The sequence below is a fragment of the Rhizobium sp. BK619 genome, from assembly GCF_014195245.1.
In the GTDB taxonomy this organism is placed as follows: domain Bacteria; phylum Pseudomonadota; class Alphaproteobacteria; order Rhizobiales; family Rhizobiaceae; genus Rhizobium; species Rhizobium acidisoli.
On sequence record NZ_JACIBH010000015.1, the window covers coordinates 154,991 to 174,894 of the forward strand.

Here is a 19,904-nt window from a genome sequence, read left to right on the forward strand (position 1 = left end):
GTTCGCCGGAATGCGCCAATAGGAGAGATCGGACTGTGAAGCTAACACTATTTCCGCTGTCTATGCCTGAAAGCATCGACGAACGCCGAGAAGGCTAGCGAAGGATTGCGCCGGCTCGGATAATAGAGATGGTAGCCTTGGAAGGTCGGACACCAGTCCGAAAGCACCTGCCGCAGCCGCCCACGCTCGACATGTCGCACGACGAGGTCGGTGGGCACATAGGCAAGACCGATACCGTCCAATGCAGCGTCTATCGCGGGTGCGATGTTACTCAAGGTGAGCTGTCCCTCCACCCGAACGCTGAATTCACGGCCGTCGCGCTCGAACTCCCAGGCATATAGCCCTCCGGACGTTGGAAGGCGAAGGTTGACGCATTTGTGACCTGTCAGGTCCTGCGGGATTGCCGGCGGCCCGTGCCGCTCCAGATAGTCGGGCGAGGCAACGACAGAATACGACACGTCGGGTCCGATACGCACGGCCACCATGTCCCGGGCGACGGCCTCGCCAAGACGAACGCCAGCGTCGAACTGTCGCTCGACAATGTTGGTGAATCCGTTATCGACAATGATTTCTACCGTCACGTCGGAGAAGTCCCGCAGAAACGCTGAAAGGCGGCGGCGGAACACAAGCTCGACTGCATCGTCCGGGCAGACGATCCGGACCTCACCAGACGGCTTGTCGCGCAGCGCGCTGATCGCGTTGATACCCGCGGCGATGCTCTCGAAGTGCGGCTGGATGCTTTCCATGAGACGTTCGCCTGCAGCAGTCGGAGCCACGTCTCGCGTGGTGCGGGAAAGAAGCCGAATGCCCAGCCGTTCCTCCAGCGCGCTGACTGTGTGACTGAGAGCCGAGCGCGTGAGGCCCAGCTTGGCAGCGGCGCGCGTGAAGCTCCGCTCCCTGGCAACTTCCAAGAACGCTCTCATTTCGGTGAACTCGTCCCGCCGCATTGTTGAATTTCCTTCACCTCGACATGCAGATTATACCTTCTAGTCTGTCTAACCCCGTTTGGCTATCTATTGCGGCAAGCGCAAAGGAGAGCCCTGAATGGCCATTGATCTGACAGCGAATGACGCAATCCCGGCAGAAACCGTAGAAACCCCATGGGCGGCCGTGACCTGCCTCTCGCTCCTAACCTTTCTTCTGGTCGGATTGGAGTTCCTGCCGGTCAGCCTCCTGACCCCGATCGCTGCAGAACTATCGGTATCGGCAGGACAGGCCGGGATGGCCATCACCGTCTCGGGCGTCTTCGCTGTAATCACCAGCCTGTTCGGCAACGGCTTTCTGTCGAAATGCGACAGGAAGGCAGTCGTTCTGCTCTATACCGGGGTTCTGGTCCTCTCGAGTCTGGCAGTCGCCTTCGCTCCCACCTTCGCCGTCTTTCTCGCGGGTCGGGCACTGGTCGGCGTCGCAATTGGCGGCTTCTGGTCGCTGTCGACGGCGATCCTCGCGCGTCTGGCTTCGAAGTCGGACCTGCCGAAAGCCATTGCTCTCCTTCAGGGCGGCACCGCGCTCGCCATCGTTGTCGCGGCACCTCTCGGCAGCTTTCTCGGCGGGCTGATCGGCTGGCGCGGCACCTTTCTGATCACGGTTCCGATCGCTCTCGTCGCCCTGATCTGGCAATTCGCCGTGCTGCCGAAGATGCCTGCGACGGAAACCGTGTCGGTCGGCCGAATGTTGCGCCTTTTGCGCAACCGCGCCTTCATGATCGGCATGGCGGCGACGGGTCTCGTCTTCATGGGAATGAACGCGCTTTCAATCTATCTGCGTCCGTTTCTCGAAGGTGTCACCGGGGTGGAACTCAACGCGCTCTCGCTGATGCTTCTGGGTGTCGGGCTTGGCGGTTTGGCTGGAACGTCGCTGATCGGTTTCGTTCTGCGCCGCCACCTGACCGCCGCGCTGATGGGTTTGCCGGGCACGGTCGCGCTGATTGCTCTCATGCTGATCGGCTTCGGGTCTTCACCGTCGGCCACCGCGGTTCTTCTCGTGCTTTGGGGATTCTTCTCGACCCCGACCCCGGTGGCCTGGAACACTTGGATGGCGAGGCTGGTCCCCGATGAACTAGAAGCGGCGGGCGGTATCCAGGTCGCTCTGATCCAGTTGGCCATTGCAGGCGGGGCGTTTGCAGGCGGCGTTCTTTTCGACATCGCAGGCTGGTGGAGCGCTTTCCTTCTGGCCGCCCTCCTTCTTGCGGGCTCCGCCGCGTTCGGAGCGCTCGCCGGCCGCCGCGTTTGACCTCTCAACAATCTCGAACGGGAGAACATCATGACTCAAGGAATCGAAAATAAAGTCGTCGTCATCACCGGCGCGAGCAGCGGACTGGGAGAAGCTACGGCACGCCATCTCGCCGAGCGAGGTGCCACTGTGGTGCTCGGTGCCCGGCGGCGTGACCGCATCGATGCACTGGCCGACGAACTCACCGCAAAGGGCTACAAGGCCAGGGCGGTCCAGACAGATGTCACGGACAGGCAGCAGGTTAGCAACCTGGTGGACACGGCGGTGAGCGAATTCGGCCGCATCGACGTCATGCTGAACAATGCGGGCCTGATGCCGCTTGCCCCCCTCGAACGTCTCAAGGTGGACGAGTGGGACCGCATGATCGACGTCAACATCAAGGGCGTGCTCTACGGCATCGCCGCCGCGCTGCCGCATATGAAGGCGCGGAAGTCCGGACACATCATCAATGTTTCCTCGGTCTACGGCCATGTCGTCGATCCGGGTGCCGCTGTCTACTGCGCCACCAAGTTCGCCGTCCGCGCACTCTCCGAAGGGCTGCGCAAGGAGGTGAAACCTTACAACATCCGCACCACCATCATCTCGCCCGGCGCGGTCAGCACCGAGCTTCTCGATCATATCAGCGAGAAGGATATCCAGGCAGGCACGAAGGAGTTCGTGAGCAAGATCGCCGTGGGTGCAGACACGTTCGCCCGGACGGTCGCCTTCGCGGTAAACGAGCCAGACGATGTCGACATCAACGAAATCCTGTTCCGGCCCACGGCGCAACCAGTTTAACAGGACCCGCATCATGGCGACGAACACCTTGGCTATGACCCGGCGGGGGATCGTAGGTGGCGCTCTGGCGGCCGCGACTTTGCCCTTTGCGGTACGTGGGCAGGACGGCCGCGATCCCGCCAGTCACGAGCCGACCGACGTCAAGGTCAAAATGACCTTCAACGACCTGTCGCTGACGGCCACGCTTTACGACAATCCATCAGCGCGCGATTTCGCCTCGATGCTTCCTCTGGACCTTAGGATCGAGGATTTTGGGGGGAACGAGAAGATCGTCCGTCTGCCGCGGAAGCTGACCGAGGAAGGCAGCGGCCCGTTCGGAAACGAGCGGCCGGGCGACCTCTGCTACTTCAAGCCATGGGGCAATCTCGCCCTGTTCTACGACGACTACCGCTGGGACGGGCTGATCCGTCTCGGCCGCTTCGACGGGGGCTTCGAGCCTCTGCTCGTTCGCGGCGCATACCCCGTGCGGATCGAACGGATTTGAACCATCCACGCCACCATCCGAAGAGGACCAACCGAATGAAAAACTTCAAGATCGCACTTATGGCACTGACGCTGGCCGCGTCCTCTCCCGCCTTTGCCGATGACGGCAAGTCTGCGATAACAGGGACGTGGCGCATGACGTCGCTACATGTCACCGACGCGAGCGGCAAGCAGACCGAAATCCCCTATTCAGGCCAGGTCATCTTCTCGCAAGGCGGAACGCTCTCCGTCCAGGCGATGAACCCGGACGCCGCCGCGGAACCGACGCCCTACACAGCAAATGGCTACGAGGCATATTATGGCCCGGTCGAAGTCGACAACGCTAAAAATACCTTCACCATCACCGTGGAATCCTCCCTCGTCCGCAATCTCATCGGTCAGCAAATGGAGCGCACGTTCGAGGTCGATCACGATCAGCTCACGATCACGCCCTCCGACCCCAAGGAAGGCTGGCGCGTGACCTACGAACGGCTCTGAGGAGAAGGACTCGACTGAGAGGAAGCTGGAAACGGAAGGAGGCGCCCGACCCGAACGGGGAGCGCCTGCGGTCCTTCCTCACAGGACGTTCAAGACGCAGTGTCTTCGAGTCGTCACGGTCAGCGAGCATTCTGAGCTGAGCAGCGATTGATAGTGGCCAAGCCGATTTGTCGGTTGGGAGGTCTCAGTGGCGCAGACACCCGACAGTGTGCTCAGCAGCGAGATGGCTTGGCAAAAGGCCGTGGCTCGCGAGGCGGTCATTCGTTCGCTCGCTTTCGTAGGTATTCTGAACGCTGCGGAGAGAGCGTTTGCCTGCCGGCAACTGGGTCTCAGACCATCGAGATTCTATCAGCTACTCAGCCAATTCCGACGAAAGCCGGTCACCAGTTCGTTGTTAAACCAGAGGCCCGGCCCGGAGAAGGGGAGGCGGCTTCTATCTCCAGAACAGGAAGCGGCTGTCGCGTGCGCTATCCAGGAGATCTATTGCCGCCGCGAGCGCACGACAATCACCGCCGTCCACGACCATGTTCGATTGGTTTGCCGCGAGCGAAACCTGCCGGCCCCCTCCTGGAAGGCAGTGAAGGTTCGCATCGATCAGGCCGACCGGCAAAAGCTGACCAAAGCCCGAGAGGGCGCACCGGCCGCACGTCAGCGCTTCTCTGCCGTCGTCGGTGAATATTCGGCATCGCATGCGATGGAGATTGTGCAGATCGATCACACTTTGGTCGATCTTTTCGTCGTTGATACTGTAAACCGCCAACCGCTCCAGCGTCCCTGGCTGACCTTGGCAATCGACATCGCCAGCCGTATGGTGGCCGGCTTTTATCTGAGCCTCGAACATCCATCGTCAACGTCCGTGGCCTTAGCCATCCGGCACATGGTTTTACCGAAGACGCCTTGGCTTGCTGAGCAAAATGTGATCGGCGACTGGCCAGTCTACGGCCTACCCACTGCCATTCATCTGGATAATGCTCGGGAGTTCCGGGGAAGGGCCCTCGCATGGGGCGTGGCTGAGCATGGCATCAATCTCATCCACCGGCCGGTTGCCCGACCACATTACGGCGGTCACATCGAGCGGCTTATAGGCACTGTGATGGGCGCCGTTCATTTCCTGCCCGGCTCAACATCGAGTGATGTAGCCTCCCGCTGCGGTTATGATCCCCAAAAACATGCCGTCATGACCTTTGACGAGCTCGAGCGCTGGCTGACCCTGGAAATTGTTGGCCGCTATCATGCCGACATTCATCGCGCTCTTCGGATTCCGCCTCGCCTGGCTTGGGAAGACGCCATCCTTGCACGTCACGAGCCTTTGCGAGTCCCATACGACGAGCATCGTTTTGTCCTCGATTTTTTACCGTTCGAGGAACGGGTCATCCGCCGAGACGGACTTCACCTGTTCGGCCTGAAATACTGGGACGATGTCCTGAGCCCATGGACAGGTGCGCCGGACAAGATGCGGGTCCGTTACGATCCTCGAGATATTTCATGCGTGTTCGTCGATGGGCCAAACGGCGAAAGCTGGCCGGTTCGGTTTGCGGACCTTGGCCGGCCACGGATCACGCTTGGGGAGCATCGACAGGCCGTTGCCGCCTTGAGAGCGCGTGGACTGCAATCGGTCAACGAGCACCTGATTTTCGAGACCATCGAAGCCCAACGGCAGATCGTCGAAATGGCCGGCCGTCAGACACGCAGCATGCGTCGAGGAGTGGAGAGGCAGGCGCGAGCATTTGCCGCCACCGAACGACGTATGATCGAAACGACGGATAATGCAGATGAGAGCGAATTCCTCGACTTGTCGCCGTTGTCGGTAGAGGAGTGGTCATGACGGAATACCGCCATCTGCAGCCGATGTATCAACAGTATGCTGACATGGGGATCGAAGAACGGGTCGCCTGGATCCGGGCAGATCGTTGGTTGGAAACGGCCGATGCGAGGGCAGCGTTGGCGCGGCTTGAGGATTTGCTCTCCTATCCGCCGCGAGACCGAATGCCATGTCTGCTCCTCTACGGCGACACCGGGATGGGAAAGACCAAGATCATCCGAAAGTTTCTTCGCGATCACCAACCCACTTTCGATCGCGGGACCGGGGTGACGACCATGCCGGTCGTGGCAATGCAGATGCCTGCCGAACCTGTTGAGCGCGACGTCTATGGTGAGCTTCTCAATGCGATGAGCGCGCCTGGTCCGGGAGGAGATGCAACTTTCCGCCTGAAGACCACTTGCCGCACCTTGATGCGCAAGATGGGGGTGCGGATGCTGATCATCGATGAGATCCATGCCATGCTGACCGGTACCTATCGGCAGCAACGGGTCTTCCTCAATGTCATTCGCTTTCTCGCAAATGACCTAAAAGTTCCGCTGATTTGCGCCGGCACGGATCTGGCCCGCCAGGCATTGTTGACGGATCCGCAGCTTGCGGAGCGGTTCGAGGCCTTTCATCTCAAGCGCTGGTCCAATACACAGCAGCTTGCTCAACTGCTTTCAAGCCTTGGGAGCATCCTGCCTTTGCGCGAGCCGTCGCAGCTTGGCTCTGCGGCGGTGCGGCGCAAGGTGCTGGACATGACCGACGGCGTCACTGTCCGGATTTTTCGGCTCATCGAGACCGTTGCAGTTGAAGCGGTCCGGACTGGGGCGGAGGCAATCACAATGGACAGTTTCGACGGTGACAACCTCGTGCTGCCACTGGTCGCTATGGCGCGACGATCGGAACGCCGCCTACAGCGGCAGGAAAGCTAATGAGACAGGTGCGGCTGCTGGCCATAGCACCTCGTCCCTTTGACGATGAACTTCTCAGTTGCTGGCACTGGCGGGTCGCAAGCCATTATTCCACCTCGCCTCAGCGCGTTGAAAGCTGGATATCCGGGACGCCTGGCGGCCAAAACCAAGACTTCTCCAGCCGCGACTTTCATCCCGTTCGAGACCTAATGCGGCTTTGGGCACTTGCCTGTCGCATCCGTGAAGCCGATCTGGACCGACTGTCACTGCAAAGCGCCGGGCGGCCCAAGAGTTCTTTTGTGGGTGATCCCTTGGAAAGAGGCGTCTGTCCGGTCTGCCTTGATGAGGACATCGATGAGGGGAGGGACCATTATTGCCGGCGATCGTGGGCATGTGTCGAAGCGGTCGTCTGCCCTCGGCATGGAATTGGCCTCGAGAATAGCTGTGGTCGGTGTTTCCGCACTGGGCTGTTTCAGTTTCGGTCGATACCCACCGGTGTAGCCAGACTACTTTGCCGTCATTGCGAAGCGGTCGTCTCGGCTCGGCGGTTCCAGCGGCGCGGTCAGGCAGACTTGGTGCAGGTTGCGTCGGTGATTGGTGAGGCCATCGACAAAGGCGGACCGGACCTTGAACGTATATCTACGGCAAGTCGCTTCCTTTGGTCGCCGACTCCGGAGGGAACGCCCTACATCACCGCACTGGGTCTGCCACTGCCCTATGGCCAACATCCAGCGGTATCGGCAGACATGGCCCCGCTGACGACCCTTTCGCCGGCATGGCGAGCGGTGACGATTATGGCTATCACGGGCCTGCTCTTTGGGCTGGCCTCTGAAACGACACGACTCCCTACCTACGTTCGCAAAGCCTTTCGGCAGTTCGAGCTCGGACCCACTGCCCCAGATCCTCACGTCCCATTACCGACACAGGTGACGTCAGTCCTGAAACTTCGCCCCGAAACTGAATACCGCGAGCTCGCCAGCCATATTATCCGGAGCCAAGGCTGGAAATCCCTGCCGCGGCAATCAGGCAGGGCAAGAAACCGCGCAATCGGCAAATTGATGCTCCGTGCCCTCAATGACGGATGAGACCAAACCGATGCGCCTCATCCAGCAGGTGACGAACGGATGATGGCTGCCATTTGCGTCCGCCGCGCGCCGGTCGCTCTCCCATCTGATCAAGCTGGCTGGCAATGTCGCGCAGCGATAGGCCGGGATCGGCAATGGCGATCGCTGCGACGAGCTTCATCAGGTGATCTTCTGGCGCGCGGCGCGGAGAACGGACCAGAAGCTCGGGCTCGGCCAGTTTTTCGCGGACCATGCGATGCACGGCGCGACGTAGCCTTTCCACCGTCCAGTCATGGCCTCTGCGATTGAGGACCCGCACGACATTGTCCCAGCTATGTTTTGGGCGAAGTTGCCGAACAGTCGGGAGCCAGGTCTGGGCAGAGGAGATCAGCTCGTCGAGATAGAGTTTTTCACGCGCCTTCGAGACCGCCTTGATCGCTTCCGGTCGTCTCTCCCGAAGGCCTGGATTGCCTGGGAGCTTGCCGCGGGCTTTTGCCGCCTTGATGCCGGCCTTGGTTCGCTCAGCAATCAGCGCACGTTCGAGCTGCGCGACGGCACCAAGGACCTGGAGGGAAAACATGCCCTGTGGTGTAGACGTATCGATCGGATCCCGGATCGACCGGAAATGGACGCCACGCTCTTCAAGATTTTCGATCACTTGCAGAAGGTGGCTCACAGATCGGGCAAGGCGATCCAGCCTGACGACGACCAGAACGTCGCCGGCGGTGAGGTCTCCGAGCAGCCTTGTCAGAACTGGTCGCGCCCGCGATGCGCCGGAGCCCTGCTCCTGAAATATCCTCTCACAGCCGGCGGCACGCAACTCGTCCAACTGTGCGTCATGCACCTGATCGTCGGTCGAGACACGCGCATAGCCTATAAGACGTTTTGGGGCCGGCGATGGATTGACGACTTGCCGTTTTGCCATGGTTTTCTCGCGCGCTTTTCAGGGGCTTTGTACAAATAAGGAATGCGTGAGAAAATGACCAGTTGCAAGCGTGTTTTATGATCCAAATGCAGCCCCGTCAGACTCGAAAAGCCGCATCGGAGGAGCATCCGATCGTAACCAACATGAAACGCGCTCTGGTGGCCGTCTGCGTCCAAAATGCCTGAAAATAAGGAGATCGGAGAAGGGGAGAGCATGAAAGCCGGTTTGAGCGAAAAGATGATGGAGGTATCTGCTGCTCATCGGCAGGGGAAGGCCGCCGTGAGTAGCACGCAGAGCAGAGACGTTTCCGCCGAACCTCGCCGAAACCTGCCCAAAAGGCCGGACAGCCGGGCTTTTCCACTCATCCAAGGCGACCGACAGCTGATTTGCGCCGCGAAATCAATCTACTATCGATAAACGTTGGTTATCGATGGTTAGTGCCTCAACCGCCAGTCATACCATGTGAGGAACCATAATATTCCGATAGCGTTCGTATAGCAAATCATTTACCATAAAATCAATGGCTTATGATTTCGGCAGATTGGCAATTTCGAGTTTTTTGGAACCGGCGGTTCGCGCGGGGGTCGCCCTCACGCGGCTCGACGAGCGCATCGCCCGCTCGCCGGTCGGCGCAGGTTTCCTCGAGCGCGCCCACTTTACCGACGCGTGCGCGTCGCTGTGGATCGACGGCGAACTCGTTCATCTCGAAGACCTCGTCCTCCACGACGATGTGAGAGATATTCGCACACCCACCCATGAACTGACCATCGCCCGCGACGTGCTGCGCACCCGCCGGCGCATCGCAGCTCAGCTCCCGGCCTGGGCCTTGTCTGCAGAGGGTATTCGAACTTTGCGACAAACGTCGGACATCACGTCGGTCGGCGCAGACGAGGGAGAGACGGCCGGCGGCATTCGGCGCGCGGACGCGTCGGATCCGGAAGGGGAGGGGGACGATGTCGATGACGTCGAGAACCTCCCGGGTGTCGACTACGCTGCGATCGATGCGGTGCTGGCGCGGTCGGAAGCGGCGATCGAGAACGCGAGGCGGCCTGGGCGTGGCGGCGGCCAAGACAAAGATCCGATGATCTATGATCTCGACTGGGACGAGGACGCGCGGCTGGACGAATGGCGCGGCGTATTGCGGCAGGTGCAAGACCTGCCGGCGGTGCTGCAGGCGATCGTCGCCCTCGATGCCTGGAACGAGCTTTTCGTGCTACAGCACGCGCCTTGGCTCGGTCGGCTGTTGTCCGCTTCAATCTTGCGGGAAGCCGGCATCACCACCGGGGCTCATCTGGCCGCGATCAATCTCGGCCTCAAAACCATTCCCGTCGATCGGCGCCGGCACCGCGATCACGAAACCCGGTTGCTCGCCATCGCCCAGGGTTTGCTGGCAGCCGCGGAGATCGGGTTGAAGGAGCATGACCGGCTGACGCTGGCCCGCACCCTGTTGGAGCGGAAGCTGGACGGCCGCCGGACATCGTCAAGACTGCCGGAGCTGATTGAGCTGGTGATGGCAAAGCCGCTGGTGTCCGCAAAAATGGTGGCGGAGACGTTGGAAATGACGCCGCAGGCGGCGCGGCGGATCGTGTCGGAGCTGGGCCTGCGCGAGATGACGGGGAGGGGGAGGTTTCGGGCTTGGGGGGTGGTGTAGTGTTCGTCGGCGGTCGGTACAATCTGTTGGCCGCAGCGTTTCGGCCCCGTGCAATCATGACAAAACCCAGTCTTCGACCTTGCCAATGAAATGATCGCAGCGCCATCCGACTGCATCGCCGATCCGCTTGCTGACTGCGTCGGTGGTGTCGGGGTCGACAATCGTGACCTTGGCGCGCCCTGTCGCTGCTGCACGGCGGCCGTCCTGGCGCAAGGCGCCAGCCTCTTGGTTGTGGAAGCCGCATCGCAGGATGAAGCGCGCATGGAAGTCGGCGGTAGGGAGGGAGTAGCCGATGAAACGGACCTCGCTCGCCGTGCTGATAAGGGAGACTGTGCGTTGCCAAAGGCTCCGGAAGATGTCTTCCTGGAATTCCTTCATGAAAACTGGTGGTACGATTAGTGGCATGTACTCCCGCTTGCTCGAAAGAGGCGACCGGAAAGGCTTGAAAGCGTATATCTCGCCGCCCTGTTCCCCAGCGAGCCGAAATTTCTTCGCATCGCTGAGGAACCGGCCGGTCTCGGCGCGATACCAATTCAGCGAGCCGTGCGGCTTGATCAAAGTAGGGCCCGACAACTTCCGAGCAAAGCCATAGCTGCTACGCTTGAGTTCCACACCAAAGAGCATCTGATCCAAGACTAAGTCCCAATTAAACGAGATGATTTGAGCCTCCTCGGCTTTCATCCTGTCAACGAGTGCGTCCAACCAAGGTTTTGGCTTCGCGAGAGCTTCCCGCTGTAGCTCGTGGAACCACTTCGCGAGCTCCAACAGCAGCATTTGCCGGCACTTCTCTAGACCGGCACTCGTGAAGTTCCCGGTCGCCGGCCGGCTTGAATCGAAGAGTTGGCTGTTGGCCTGCATCTCCGAAAGCAGTTCTTCAATAGACGGATAGCTGTCCGGATGCGCCGGGTTGAAGCTAGGATGGTGGAACCGCACGATGGATGCCATCTCGTTTGCGAAGCCCGCAGCTTCAATCCTGTTCCACATCCGAGGAAGAAGGTTTCCAATAGTGGGGAAGCCTAGGCCCGCTGAAAAGCCGGCGCCGATAACATATACCGTCCTGGGGCTGGTTGTTGATTTCGCAGTAGCGTGAGTTTGAGCAGGAGAGCGAGTTTTCTTCAAGAATGCATTCCTTCTTCCTGTTCGATCAATGCGGTGGGGCTCGCTCGCGACAGGCCTCGTGCCAATAATCGAAGAACAGCTGCAGCGCCCTCTCGGACGTCGCCTCGTCGACTTTCAGGCTAAACCTCTCGGCTGGATGGCGCAGCGCGAACTGCGTCAAATTCGCACTTCCGGTCAGAAGCAGCAGACTGTCGAAGACGATCTGCTTTGCATTGAGGTCCGGCACGAGCCTGACTTCAAAAGTCTTGGCTTGGCGAGCTTGCATGAGATCCATGATCCTATCCCCCTGGTCCGGCCGGACCAGAAGGCGCACGGAGCACTTCGCAGCCATGAAGTCCAAGACCGACAGAATGCTCTCGTTGATGTAAGGCGTCGAGACAAGCAGGCTGTGTTCTGTCGCATGGAGTGCCTGATAAAGCATTGCTTGACGTTCGGACGGATTCGCTTCGAACAGGCGCGCGATCCGTGAAAAAAGCCGCCGCTTCCTGGCGAACGCCTTCTTTGCCTCCCCTGCACAGATCCGGCTCCACTCTGGAACGGTATTAGCATTTACTAGATTTTCGAAAGGGACGGTCAGCCGCCAGCCTCGGTCGCCCTCTCGGATATTGGCTTCGGAAACCGCCTGCCAATACGCGGTCTCCGTAGCCGGATCGAACAGCACAACAAGTATCGGGAGGCTGTGCCCTCTCCAGTAAGTCAGGTGTTCGAAGTCTCCTCGATAGACGTAGCCCGCCTTGTTGCGTTCCCGGAACCATTACGTGCCGGATTTGATCTGCAGGCCGATCAAGCGGCCGGTCGCTTCCCCATCCAAGACCTCCTCGACATGGGCGTCGACGCCTTTGTCTTGATTCGGCTGCTCCCTGAAGATCCAGCCGAGCCGGTTTGCGACGGCAAATCTCAGCCATCCGACGCCAGCCTCGGACACAGCTTCACTTTTTCCAGATTTCATTTGTCTCTCTGGTTCTGATAGCGAGTTTCTGCCGCAACGCTGCACCACTATATGCCAAGAGCTAGCAGCCTTGTAGCCGAGTTGGGTAACCCCTCGGCAATCCTACTCCTATCCCAGCTCGCGTTGTGTCTCGTCGAATAGGCCCGCTGCGCGCACCTTGGCCACACTTTCTAGCCCGTGCTTTGCTTGTTTGATCGAAGGACGACGGCTCCAGCCACCCGCGGCGTAGTTGGCGAGTGTCATGCAGATGCTAGCGAGCTTGAAATGAAGCACTCCGCTGCGCTGTCCGGCTTCGGCTGTTGCCACCCAAACCGCAGGCGGTATGCGCATACATTCTTCGATCCGATCATAGTCAGCGACCTGCAAGGCTTGTCCGGTTCGTTCCACCGCTACACCGGCCGCTTTTAGCGGGGCGCCGTTCAGCTCGGCCGGGAGCGGATCCGACAAGGTGGGAAGATGAGTGCGGACCTCAGCCCAACATTCTTCCTTCTTGAACCACTCTGTAGGATTGCGGCTCCCAACACTAGCGCGCAGCGCTTGATCGATGAGCGGCGCCCAGGCGGAGATCAATGCCTCCATCTCTGCCGAAAGTCTTTGGTGTTGCCACACATAGTCGAAGTCGATACGGCCTCCGGTACGTTCGCCGAGCGCGGCGATCACATACGCAACGATATTGGCACCATATGCCGGAAATTTTAACGCTCGGACAAGGCGCTCAGTCGTCCGATAGAGGATAGCGAGAGCAATCAGCCGGCGGAACCAAGCGTCGTCCGGAGGCGGAGCCGTCAGCTCCTTCCGACGCTGCATGAAGGCCTGGAAGTTCTTCTGACCGCCAAAAGCGACACGCCAAGGGAAGCCGTCCCACGCCGAAAGATAGCGAGCAAGGTCGAGCTTGCCGAAGCGCCGAGCCTTTGGAGTCTGTTCCCGGAAAGCGCGTTGTTCAGTGGTGCGGTAGGAGGCTTTCTGCTCTGCAGCGATCCATGACCCACGCGCACGCTCATAAAACCAGCGCCCGCGGCCATTTGGGAGCCACTCGTTGTTTGCAAGCGTCTCCACCTCGCGGTGAAATGGATCACTGGCCGAAAAATCGGCCTGCTGCACGGTATTCTGCCGGTTCGCGGCGCGGGAGATCGAGGTGACCATCTGCTCCAGATCTCCCCCGGTTACCCTGATAATCTTGACTGGTACCTCCACCGCGCCAAGTGCGACGCTTTCCTTGCGCCGAGCGCGGTGGAGCGACGCCGTCGTCTGTCCGCCGTTGACGATCTGCAGGCCCCGCAGCCCGGTCAGGTACACTGCGCCACCTTCTCGCTCGAGCCGAACCTCATCGGCGGTTGCGACCACGCCATTATTGAAAGCGAGAAACATCTCCGGCTGTTCGACCAGCGTGCGGCGCAACTCCGCATTCACAGACTTGCGCCCCGAAAGTCCCAGAAATGCTCGAACGTTCAACTCCAGGAGGTGCGTGCCGTACCGATCATAGATGCGTGACAGCGCCTCTCCCGGGAATGCGGCAAGGAACGCCTCGTAGTGCCCTGCGCCGGAGGCGACTGGCAAACAGGCGATCCGATGGCCAGTTAGAGCGACTAGGTCGACATCGATATCGGCGCGGGTCTGGCCTTCTCCAAGAACTCGATGAAGTCGGACAATGTCATAGACTTCGATTTCCACTGACTTTCCATGACTGCCGATTGTCGCGGGCAGCGTGCCGCTTGCAATGCAGTCGGTCAGTACGACGATCCGAAAGCGATCAATGCGCTCGCCTAGCGACGCTATGCGGCGCGCAAGGTCGGAGGCTTCTGTGTTGGACGGTTCGATGCGATCCGCAAGACCGCCAATGCATGCTGCTACATAGGTGCCGGCCCTTTCTGCAGTCTTTAGCAGTTCCGATGCGAGAACCCGACGCGGCGGCACGTCGCCCGAATAATACGTTGAAAATAGCGTCAGTTGACCGACGTCCTCATCAATAGCAAACCCGCTGATGCGGAATGGCGACCGTCCCACCTTCCCCTCTTGAGGAAGATCAAAGGCTGCTTCGAAATGACCTATTTCCTCCAGCTCGTCGATGATAATGCGGGTGAATAAAGCTTCAGTTGACGGGATGTCTATCGTCGGATCATCACGAGCTTCATCGACTTCATCTGCAAGTGCCCGAGCGAACTCCACTGTCGCATTCTCACTCATTCTCCGCCCCCCCGAACGTGTGTAATAGTGCCTCTGTGTTGACGGCAAACCCGACGAGTGCGCGCACCTCAACCTGATATGTCGCGTCGGCGATCCCTAGCGCCACATCACTCCTTTGTAGCCGGGGGAAGCCATCGCCCACCTCGTAACCATCGATCCCGACGCAGGCGACCCGCGGCCCGAGGTTCGTATCGGCACCAGGCGCTAGGCCACGACGCAAAAGCGCATTGCGGAAAGCGCCCCGCGCCCGCTCGCCGTTCAAACGCTGTTCGATCCGTGTGGCGATCTGCCCGAGCGTCTCGCCGTTCGCCGATTCAACCAGGCGAACGTGCAGGATATGCAGAGAGGCAAGACCGGCGTCGTCTAGCTGATCGAGTGTCGAAATATGGAGTTGCCGCGACGCACCCAGCCCCGTCTTGACTTCAAGGCCGTGGCCACGGCACTCGAAGTCATGCAAACCGTCGTCGGGTGCCTTCCACGTGGCGACCGCCCCTGCATTTTCATCAAGCAGCCGATCGAGCACGAGAAGCTCACCGATCAGGCCAACTATCTCATTTCTCGAAAAGGCACCGGCTTGATCGCGTAGAAAGGCGCGCCACGCAGCGAGACGCGCAGCGAGGACTGTGGTCAACTCGGTTTCGCCTTCATCCTCCCGGCGTAGAACGGAGCGGACGCAGTCGCTACAAATTTCAGCGAAGAGATCACGCCTGGAGGGTTCCTCCAGCGAAAGGACAAGAAGGGGGCCGCCTGGATCTGCGGCTCTGGACAGGCGCAGGCCAGCGGTCTCGAAAGAAGCAATAGAATCGCCGGCACTACCCGCCGATGCAACAAGGCATGGCGCACCGTCGGCTTCTCGCAGGCCCATGCGTAGATCCAGAAGCGCGGGGCGGGAGAGTCGTCGAGTACGATATAGCCGGTCTCCGGGCGCCACGGCGGCAAGCTCATGCCACTCCTCCAGCATTGACGCCGCGTCGGGGGTCGTATTCATGGCGCTGCCCGCTGCTGGACGGTATTTTCCAGACGCCACTCAGCCGAGGCCGTCGGCGAGGTCGGGAAGCTGACGACTACGCCCCAAAGTGGGATCCCGGGTTCGAGGCCGGCACCTGCCGGATCGATCGGATAGAGGATAAGCAAACCGCGACGCGGATCATCGCCACGCACCGCTCGAATCCACGGCCCGGCCGGACGGTCGGCGGGCGGCTCACCTTCGTCGGCCAGTACCTGATCGGTATATTCCTGGGCGCGGCGATACTGGTCATCGCTCAGATCTATGGCCTCGTCGAGCGGACTGAGGATCGACTTGGTGATGAAGCGCGCAGTTGTCGAACGCGTGATTGGCGAGCGACGAACGCTGCGCAGGTCGCGCCCGGCTACCTGGACAATGGCTCCGACGCCAGCGGGTACGAACACCGTCCAGTCATTAAGCTCGCCCCGGCCCAGCTGCGTCGTGATGTAGCCCGCCATGCGTTTCCCATCAACATCGCTACTCTCCGGCGGAAACGCCATGGCCTCGAGCAATGCGGCGACGCGATTACCACGAACATTTCGCCAAACGAACCCCGCAGCCGGAGGGCGGCCTCCGGGCCGAGCCGGATCGATCTCCGGCTCCCCCAGTTCGTCAAGTAAGCCATCGACAGCCGCCGCATTCGCGAACGTAGTATCGGGGTCTCGGAACTGCACCGTCTGGATCTTGCCTTCGCCTGCGTAGGTGACCGGACGGAGCACCGCATGCCGACGCTTGTTAGCGGCCGTCACGTTCATGATACTGTGATCAGCGATACTCAGGCCGTAGAGTTTGGGCGTGCCCGCCGTAACCCGCATATGTGCCAGCTGCGCGCGGAGATCCTCGTTGATCGTCGCCAGGTGTCGGAACCAGGTTTCCATATCGATAGTGGTGTAAAGCCGGCAGAGATCAGCGTAGCCGCGGCGGTAACCGAACCAGCGTCCCATCTGCAGCAGGCTGTCGTACTGCCGGGACACGCGGAGGAAGTAGCTGGTCGACAACCCTTCAAGCGTCAGTCCACGTGACAGCTTGTCGCCACCGATGATGATGACTGAGAGGCTCTGCCCGGCAGCGTCGGCAGCGTCATAGTCGACGCCAGTGCGGCTGCGGCCGTTTGAAACCGCGACCTGGATGCGGTCAGCCTCATCTCCAAGCCGTGCCGCGACCTCATCCCAGCCGATCCGCCGGACAGAACGCCCGAATATGGACGACGCCATTGCCTCGGTGGTCGGTTCGAAGTCTTCGCGCCACAGCCGCCGAAGCTCATTCATTTCGACTGGATCGGCCGCAGCGATCGCATTGCGGATCGAGCGAAGCTCTCCTTCGACCTGAGCATGGACCGGGTCATGGACATCCTGAAAACGGGAAACATGCACCAGCATGGTCTTATGCGTATTGCCTTGGCCGCGGGCGGCACGCGCCGCGCAGCATATGACAAAGCTGCGGATCGCCTCAGCGAGACTCGGAGGGACACGCGCCACGCCCCGATAAATCGGCCGCAACATCTTATCGTGTGGGTCAGGAATCCAATTCTCAACGGTCTGGTCGAGATGGCGGATGACGGGCAGCCCTGCTGCATTAGCGTCGTCGTCGCGACCAAATACTGCGAGTGGTCCGAAATAATCGTCAGGAGCGGACAGCGACACGATAAAAGTGGAAGGAAACAGGTCTGCACCATAGTCCTCAGCCGCGCGCTCGTCATGGATCATGATGTTGGCAAAAGGAGTCGCAGTGTAGCCGACATAGGCACTACGCCTGAATCCGCTGAGCAGTTTGCGGATTTCGCCGTTGATACGTTTCGGATCATAATCTTCATCGAAGCTGCCATCCGGAAGGAAGCCCTGATCTCCCGTGTCAGGCGATGCCTGATCCGCTTCATCATCGATCACGAGCAGTGGCGCGTTGCGCGACTCCTCGGGAAGTCGCGCGATCCAGCGATTGAGGTTCTTGAGCACCGCGCCGTTCTTCTTGACGACAAATACGAACGGCCGGTTGGCCGGTGCAAAATTGGAATTTTGCGCGACTGCACGGCTGAAGTCGCCGTTCAACTGAGAAGTGGTCACACTGTCAACCAGCAGCACCGATCCCGGCAGCAAGCCTACGCCGACCGGCCGTCGCCCCCCGCTTCCAGCATTGCCGGCGGTATCGAAGCCGAGAAAATCCTGGTCAAGACGCAGCTGAGTCTGGCGACGCAGGATGTTATGCATCCCTGCCAGGACGATGATCACGCGATAGCCTGCATCAGCGGCTCGATTGATGACGCCTGCGTAGTGTGCAGTCTTGCCTGACTGGACATTGCCGACTACGAGGCCGCGCCAATCCCAGGGCACATCGCGGTCTGGATCATCGATGAGCTCAACGACATCCGCAGTGCTTTCCTCAAGGACTTCAAGAGCGCGGGGCGCCCACCCGCTCTCGCCCAGCTTCTGAAGATACCGTGAGAAAAAGGCGCCCGGCCGACGACGCTCTCCAAGATACCAGGGTGGCGGTTGTGATTCGCCAAGCAGCCGGATCGACGGCCCCTGCGCGACCACGAAAAGGGCCTCGAGGTCGCGGGTTGCTGCTTCAATCTCGTCCTCGGTGAAACTGTGTCCGCTGGTCAAACCCACAAGCGGGGCAGAGGCGCGCACTACTGCCAAGATCTCATCTCGGCCCAGTGTGCGGTCGCCAGCGCGTGGTCCGAGTGCAACCCGAGCAATATTCGCAAGCTGTGTAATTGGATCCATATGCTTAATCCTCCCCCAATTGCTTGATGACAGCAGCGCGCAACGCGGGCTGCTCGACGCCAAGCGAACGCAGTACCGCGTCAAGTCGGTCTTTGGTATCGCCCATCTTGTTCATACTGCGCACAAGTGCCGCAAGCGGCGCGGCCAGTTGGGCAATCTCGGTCCCCACCGGTTGCGCAGGCTCAGCGCCGCCCTGCTCGGCGACATCCAGCCAAATACGTTCGACCGGAACCGTCAGCTCCAGCGCAGAGAGCAACCCTTCAAGGAGCCTCGATTCGGCGCCAAGCGCTGCAACCACCGAAGCAACTGCAGGGTGGTCCCGTCGGACACGATAGCGAGGCACCGCCTTGCCGCTGCGGACTTCCCATGGCCAAGCATCGCCATCAGTGTCGGTCCGGTGGCTCTTGCCACGCGGCCCGACACCGCGCCAGGCGAAGACCTCGCGAGCGCGTCGTCGGCAGTCCGCACCGAGACCTGCTAAACGTCCCCGCGCCCACGCGGGTGGTCGAGCGACGGACTTGCGAATATCGATCCGCCACGCCTCGTCCATCGAGACTGGGAGATCGAGAGCGATGCGCGAAAGCCGACTCGACTCCTCGCGGCTCCAGGCCCGAGCACCGCCGAGGCCAAGCCAACCGCCGGCAGAGACGAGGCGGTCGCCGCGGTAAACATAAAACCCTTGCCGTTCGACCCAGCCACCCGGCCCGCCCGCATCCTCCCATTCGCGCTCGCTCGAAAACCGGTCACGATGAGGGAGAATATATGGCCTTGCCGTGATCGTGCCGTCAGGACCGCGGATGATATCGCGCGGCAACGCCATGGTTGCATCATGTTTCCTGCAAAACGGATCCCAGCCTGCAAGAGGCAAACCGTTAACGCTGATGGCAAGCCGTCGTGCCTCGCCGCTCAGAAAGCGGTGAAAAGTCATCGCGAGATGCGCGCGGATATCGGAAATTCGGTCATTGAAAGCATCGCGATCAAGACCCCAGAGCCCGCCGAACCGGTCCATCCGGTTCCAGCTGATTAGCGTGCCATTGGCTGACGACTGGAATTCTGTTGCCAATTCACCGGGCGGCGAAGCGTCGGGTGCGTCGGCGCACCACCCTTGCTCGACGCGGTCGATATCCCACGCCAGTCGCGCGACTATTCCCTCACGGCGCGAGGCCACAGTCAACTCGCGGCACTGCGACAGCGAGGCAGTTTTCATTCCGAGCCCGAACCGGCCAAGATCTCCGCCTTCTCGCTCGGCATCAGGTCCAGCACCTCCGAATCGCATTGCCTCGACGAGCCGCTCGAAGGTCATGCCGGCGCCATTGTCAAAAATTTCAACGAGTGGGCTGCCCTCGCGCCAATCAAGATGGATCCGGACTTCTCGGGCGCCAGCGGCGAGCGAATTATCGATCAAGTCGGCAAGCGCGGTTTCAGGCGAATAACCAAGACCCCTTAGGGATCGCAGTAGCGCCTTCGGCGATGGATTTATTTCGACAGGACGCAAAGAATTTCTCCGGTAGCAGGCTGGAGCATATGTTTGCCCGTGTACGCCGGGTTGAACTTTGCGAAGAATAGCCCTGACTGACTCAACTCTACAGTTGTCTCACT

At 60.3% G+C, this 19,904-nt stretch carries 15 protein-coding genes and 1 pseudogene; 7 read left to right on the forward strand and 9 right to left on the reverse strand.

Annotated features, from left to right (window positions below; translation table 11 throughout):
- Nucleotides 1-47: 47 nt before the first annotated feature.
- Nucleotides 48-947, reverse strand: coding sequence for a LysR family transcriptional regulator (locus FHX14_RS26920; protein ID WP_184379905.1), 900 nt, complete (start codon nt 945-947; stop codon nt 48-50).
- 97 nt (nt 948-1,044) lie between these two features.
- Between FHX14_RS26920 and FHX14_RS26925 the strand changes: the two genes are divergently transcribed.
- The 6 genes from FHX14_RS26925 to FHX14_RS26950 all read left to right on the forward strand — a co-directional run bounded on the left by FHX14_RS26925 (nt 1,045) and on the right by FHX14_RS26950 (nt 6,705).
- Nucleotides 1,045-2,232: an MFS transporter gene (locus tag FHX14_RS26925; protein WP_184379907.1), complete on the forward strand. Its 1,188-nt coding sequence runs from the start codon at nt 1,045-1,047 to the stop codon at nt 2,230-2,232.
- 30 nt (nt 2,233-2,262) lie between these two features.
- A complete protein-coding gene (locus FHX14_RS26930) occupies nt 2,263-3,009 on the forward strand; it encodes an SDR family oxidoreductase (protein ID WP_115113840.1) in 747 nt (248 codons plus the stop codon).
- Nucleotides 3,010-3,022: 13 nt separating this feature from the next.
- On the forward strand, nt 3,023-3,493 hold the full coding sequence (locus FHX14_RS26935) for a cyclophilin-like fold protein (protein WP_184379909.1): 471 nt from the start codon (nt 3,023-3,025) through the stop codon (nt 3,491-3,493).
- Nucleotides 3,494-3,528: 35 nt separating this feature from the next.
- Nucleotides 3,529-3,969, forward strand: a complete 441-nt coding sequence (locus tag FHX14_RS26940) for a lipocalin-like domain-containing protein (RefSeq protein ID WP_184379911.1) — start codon at nt 3,529-3,531, stop codon at nt 3,967-3,969.
- Between the two features lie 187 nt (nt 3,970-4,156).
- Entirely contained in the window at nt 4,157-5,794 is a 1,638-nt protein-coding gene (locus tag FHX14_RS26945; RefSeq protein ID WP_184379913.1) for a Mu transposase C-terminal domain-containing protein, read from the forward strand.
- The gene (locus tag FHX14_RS26950; protein ID WP_184379915.1) at nt 5,791-6,705 is read left to right on the forward strand and encodes a TniB family NTP-binding protein; all 915 of its coding nucleotides are present in this window, start codon (nt 5,791-5,793) and stop codon (nt 6,703-6,705) included. Before FHX14_RS26945 ends, FHX14_RS26950 begins: the two co-directional genes overlap by 4 nt.
- Before the next feature lie 1,050 nt (nt 6,706-7,755).
- On the opposite strand, the gene FHX14_RS26960 is transcribed toward FHX14_RS26950, so the two are convergent.
- Nucleotides 7,756-8,673, reverse strand: coding sequence for a recombinase family protein (locus FHX14_RS26960; RefSeq protein ID WP_184379919.1), 918 nt, complete (start codon nt 8,671-8,673; stop codon nt 7,756-7,758).
- A gap of 520 nt (nt 8,674-9,193) precedes the next feature.
- Between FHX14_RS26960 and FHX14_RS26965 the strand changes: the two genes are divergently transcribed.
- On the forward strand, nt 9,194-10,324 hold the full coding sequence (locus FHX14_RS26965) for an RHE_PE00001 family protein (RefSeq protein ID WP_184379921.1): 1,131 nt from the start codon (nt 9,194-9,196) through the stop codon (nt 10,322-10,324).
- A gap of 54 nt (nt 10,325-10,378) precedes the next feature.
- On the opposite strand, the gene FHX14_RS26970 is transcribed toward FHX14_RS26965, so the two are convergent.
- The 7 genes and pseudogenes from FHX14_RS26970 to FHX14_RS27000 all read right to left on the reverse strand — a co-directional run bounded on the left by FHX14_RS26970 (nt 10,379) and on the right by FHX14_RS27000 (nt 19,800).
- Nucleotides 10,379-11,443, reverse strand: coding sequence for a hypothetical protein (locus FHX14_RS26970; protein ID WP_184379922.1), 1,065 nt, complete (start codon nt 11,441-11,443; stop codon nt 10,379-10,381).
- Between the two features lie 25 nt (nt 11,444-11,468).
- The gene (locus tag FHX14_RS33175; protein WP_246713477.1) at nt 11,469-11,864 is read right to left on the reverse strand and encodes a phospholipase D-like domain-containing protein; all 396 of its coding nucleotides are present in this window, start codon (nt 11,862-11,864) and stop codon (nt 11,469-11,471) included.
- A 114-nt stretch (nt 11,865-11,978) separates the two neighbouring features.
- Nucleotides 11,979-12,392 (reverse strand): annotated as a pseudogene (locus FHX14_RS33180) (DUF4365 domain-containing protein); the annotation flags it as partial.
- A gap of 108 nt (nt 12,393-12,500) precedes the next feature.
- Nucleotides 12,501-14,576, reverse strand: coding sequence for an AIPR family protein (locus FHX14_RS26985; RefSeq protein ID WP_184379927.1), 2,076 nt, complete (start codon nt 14,574-14,576; stop codon nt 12,501-12,503).
- Nucleotides 14,569-15,564, reverse strand: a complete 996-nt coding sequence (locus tag FHX14_RS26990) for a PD-(D/E)XK motif protein (RefSeq protein WP_184379929.1) — start codon at nt 15,562-15,564, stop codon at nt 14,569-14,571. Before FHX14_RS26990 ends, FHX14_RS26985 begins: the two co-directional genes overlap by 8 nt.
- Nucleotides 15,561-18,305 carry a Z1 domain-containing protein gene (locus tag FHX14_RS26995; protein ID WP_184379931.1) on the reverse strand — a complete coding sequence of 915 codons (2,745 nt, stop codon included), beginning with the start codon at nt 18,303-18,305 and terminating at the stop codon, nt 15,561-15,563. Before FHX14_RS26995 ends, FHX14_RS26990 begins: the two co-directional genes overlap by 4 nt.
- A gap of 4 nt (nt 18,306-18,309) precedes the next feature.
- Nucleotides 18,310-19,800 (reverse strand): ATP-binding protein, encoded by a 1,491-nt coding sequence (locus FHX14_RS27000; RefSeq protein ID WP_184379933.1) that lies wholly within the window; start codon nt 19,798-19,800, stop codon nt 18,310-18,312.
- Nucleotides 19,801-19,904: the final 104 nt, after the last annotated feature.

What these genes read in the sequence shown, in the direction of transcription:
- FHX14_RS26920 (WP_184379905.1), bottom strand. Translation starts at nt 947, where the DNA reads ATGCGGCGGGACGAGTTCACCGAAATGAGAGCGTTCTTGGAAGTTGCC.
- FHX14_RS26925 (WP_184379907.1), top strand. Translation starts at nt 1,045, where the DNA reads ATGGCCATTGATCTGACAGCGAATGACGCAATCCCGGCAGAAACCGTA.
- FHX14_RS26930 (WP_115113840.1), top strand. Translation starts at nt 2,263, where the DNA reads ATGACTCAAGGAATCGAAAATAAAGTCGTCGTCATCACCGGCGCGAGC.
- FHX14_RS26935 (WP_184379909.1), top strand. Translation starts at nt 3,023, where the DNA reads ATGGCGACGAACACCTTGGCTATGACCCGGCGGGGGATCGTAGGTGGC.
- FHX14_RS26940 (WP_184379911.1), top strand. Translation starts at nt 3,529, where the DNA reads ATGAAAAACTTCAAGATCGCACTTATGGCACTGACGCTGGCCGCGTCC.
- FHX14_RS26950 (WP_184379915.1), top strand. Translation starts at nt 5,791, where the DNA reads ATGACGGAATACCGCCATCTGCAGCCGATGTATCAACAGTATGCTGAC.
- FHX14_RS26960 (WP_184379919.1), bottom strand. Translation starts at nt 8,673, where the DNA reads ATGGCAAAACGGCAAGTCGTCAATCCATCGCCGGCCCCAAAACGTCTT.
- FHX14_RS26965 (WP_184379921.1), top strand. Translation starts at nt 9,194, where the DNA reads ATGGCTTATGATTTCGGCAGATTGGCAATTTCGAGTTTTTTGGAACCG.
- FHX14_RS33175 (WP_246713477.1), bottom strand. Translation starts at nt 11,864, where the DNA reads ATGCTTTATCAGGCACTCCATGCGACAGAACACAGCCTGCTTGTCTCG.
- FHX14_RS26985 (WP_184379927.1), bottom strand. Translation starts at nt 14,576, where the DNA reads ATGAGTGAGAATGCGACAGTGGAGTTCGCTCGGGCACTTGCAGATGAA.
- FHX14_RS26990 (WP_184379929.1), bottom strand. Translation starts at nt 15,564, where the DNA reads ATGAATACGACCCCCGACGCGGCGTCAATGCTGGAGGAGTGGCATGAG.
- FHX14_RS26995 (WP_184379931.1), bottom strand. Translation starts at nt 18,305, where the DNA reads ATGGATCCAATTACACAGCTTGCGAATATTGCTCGGGTTGCACTCGGA.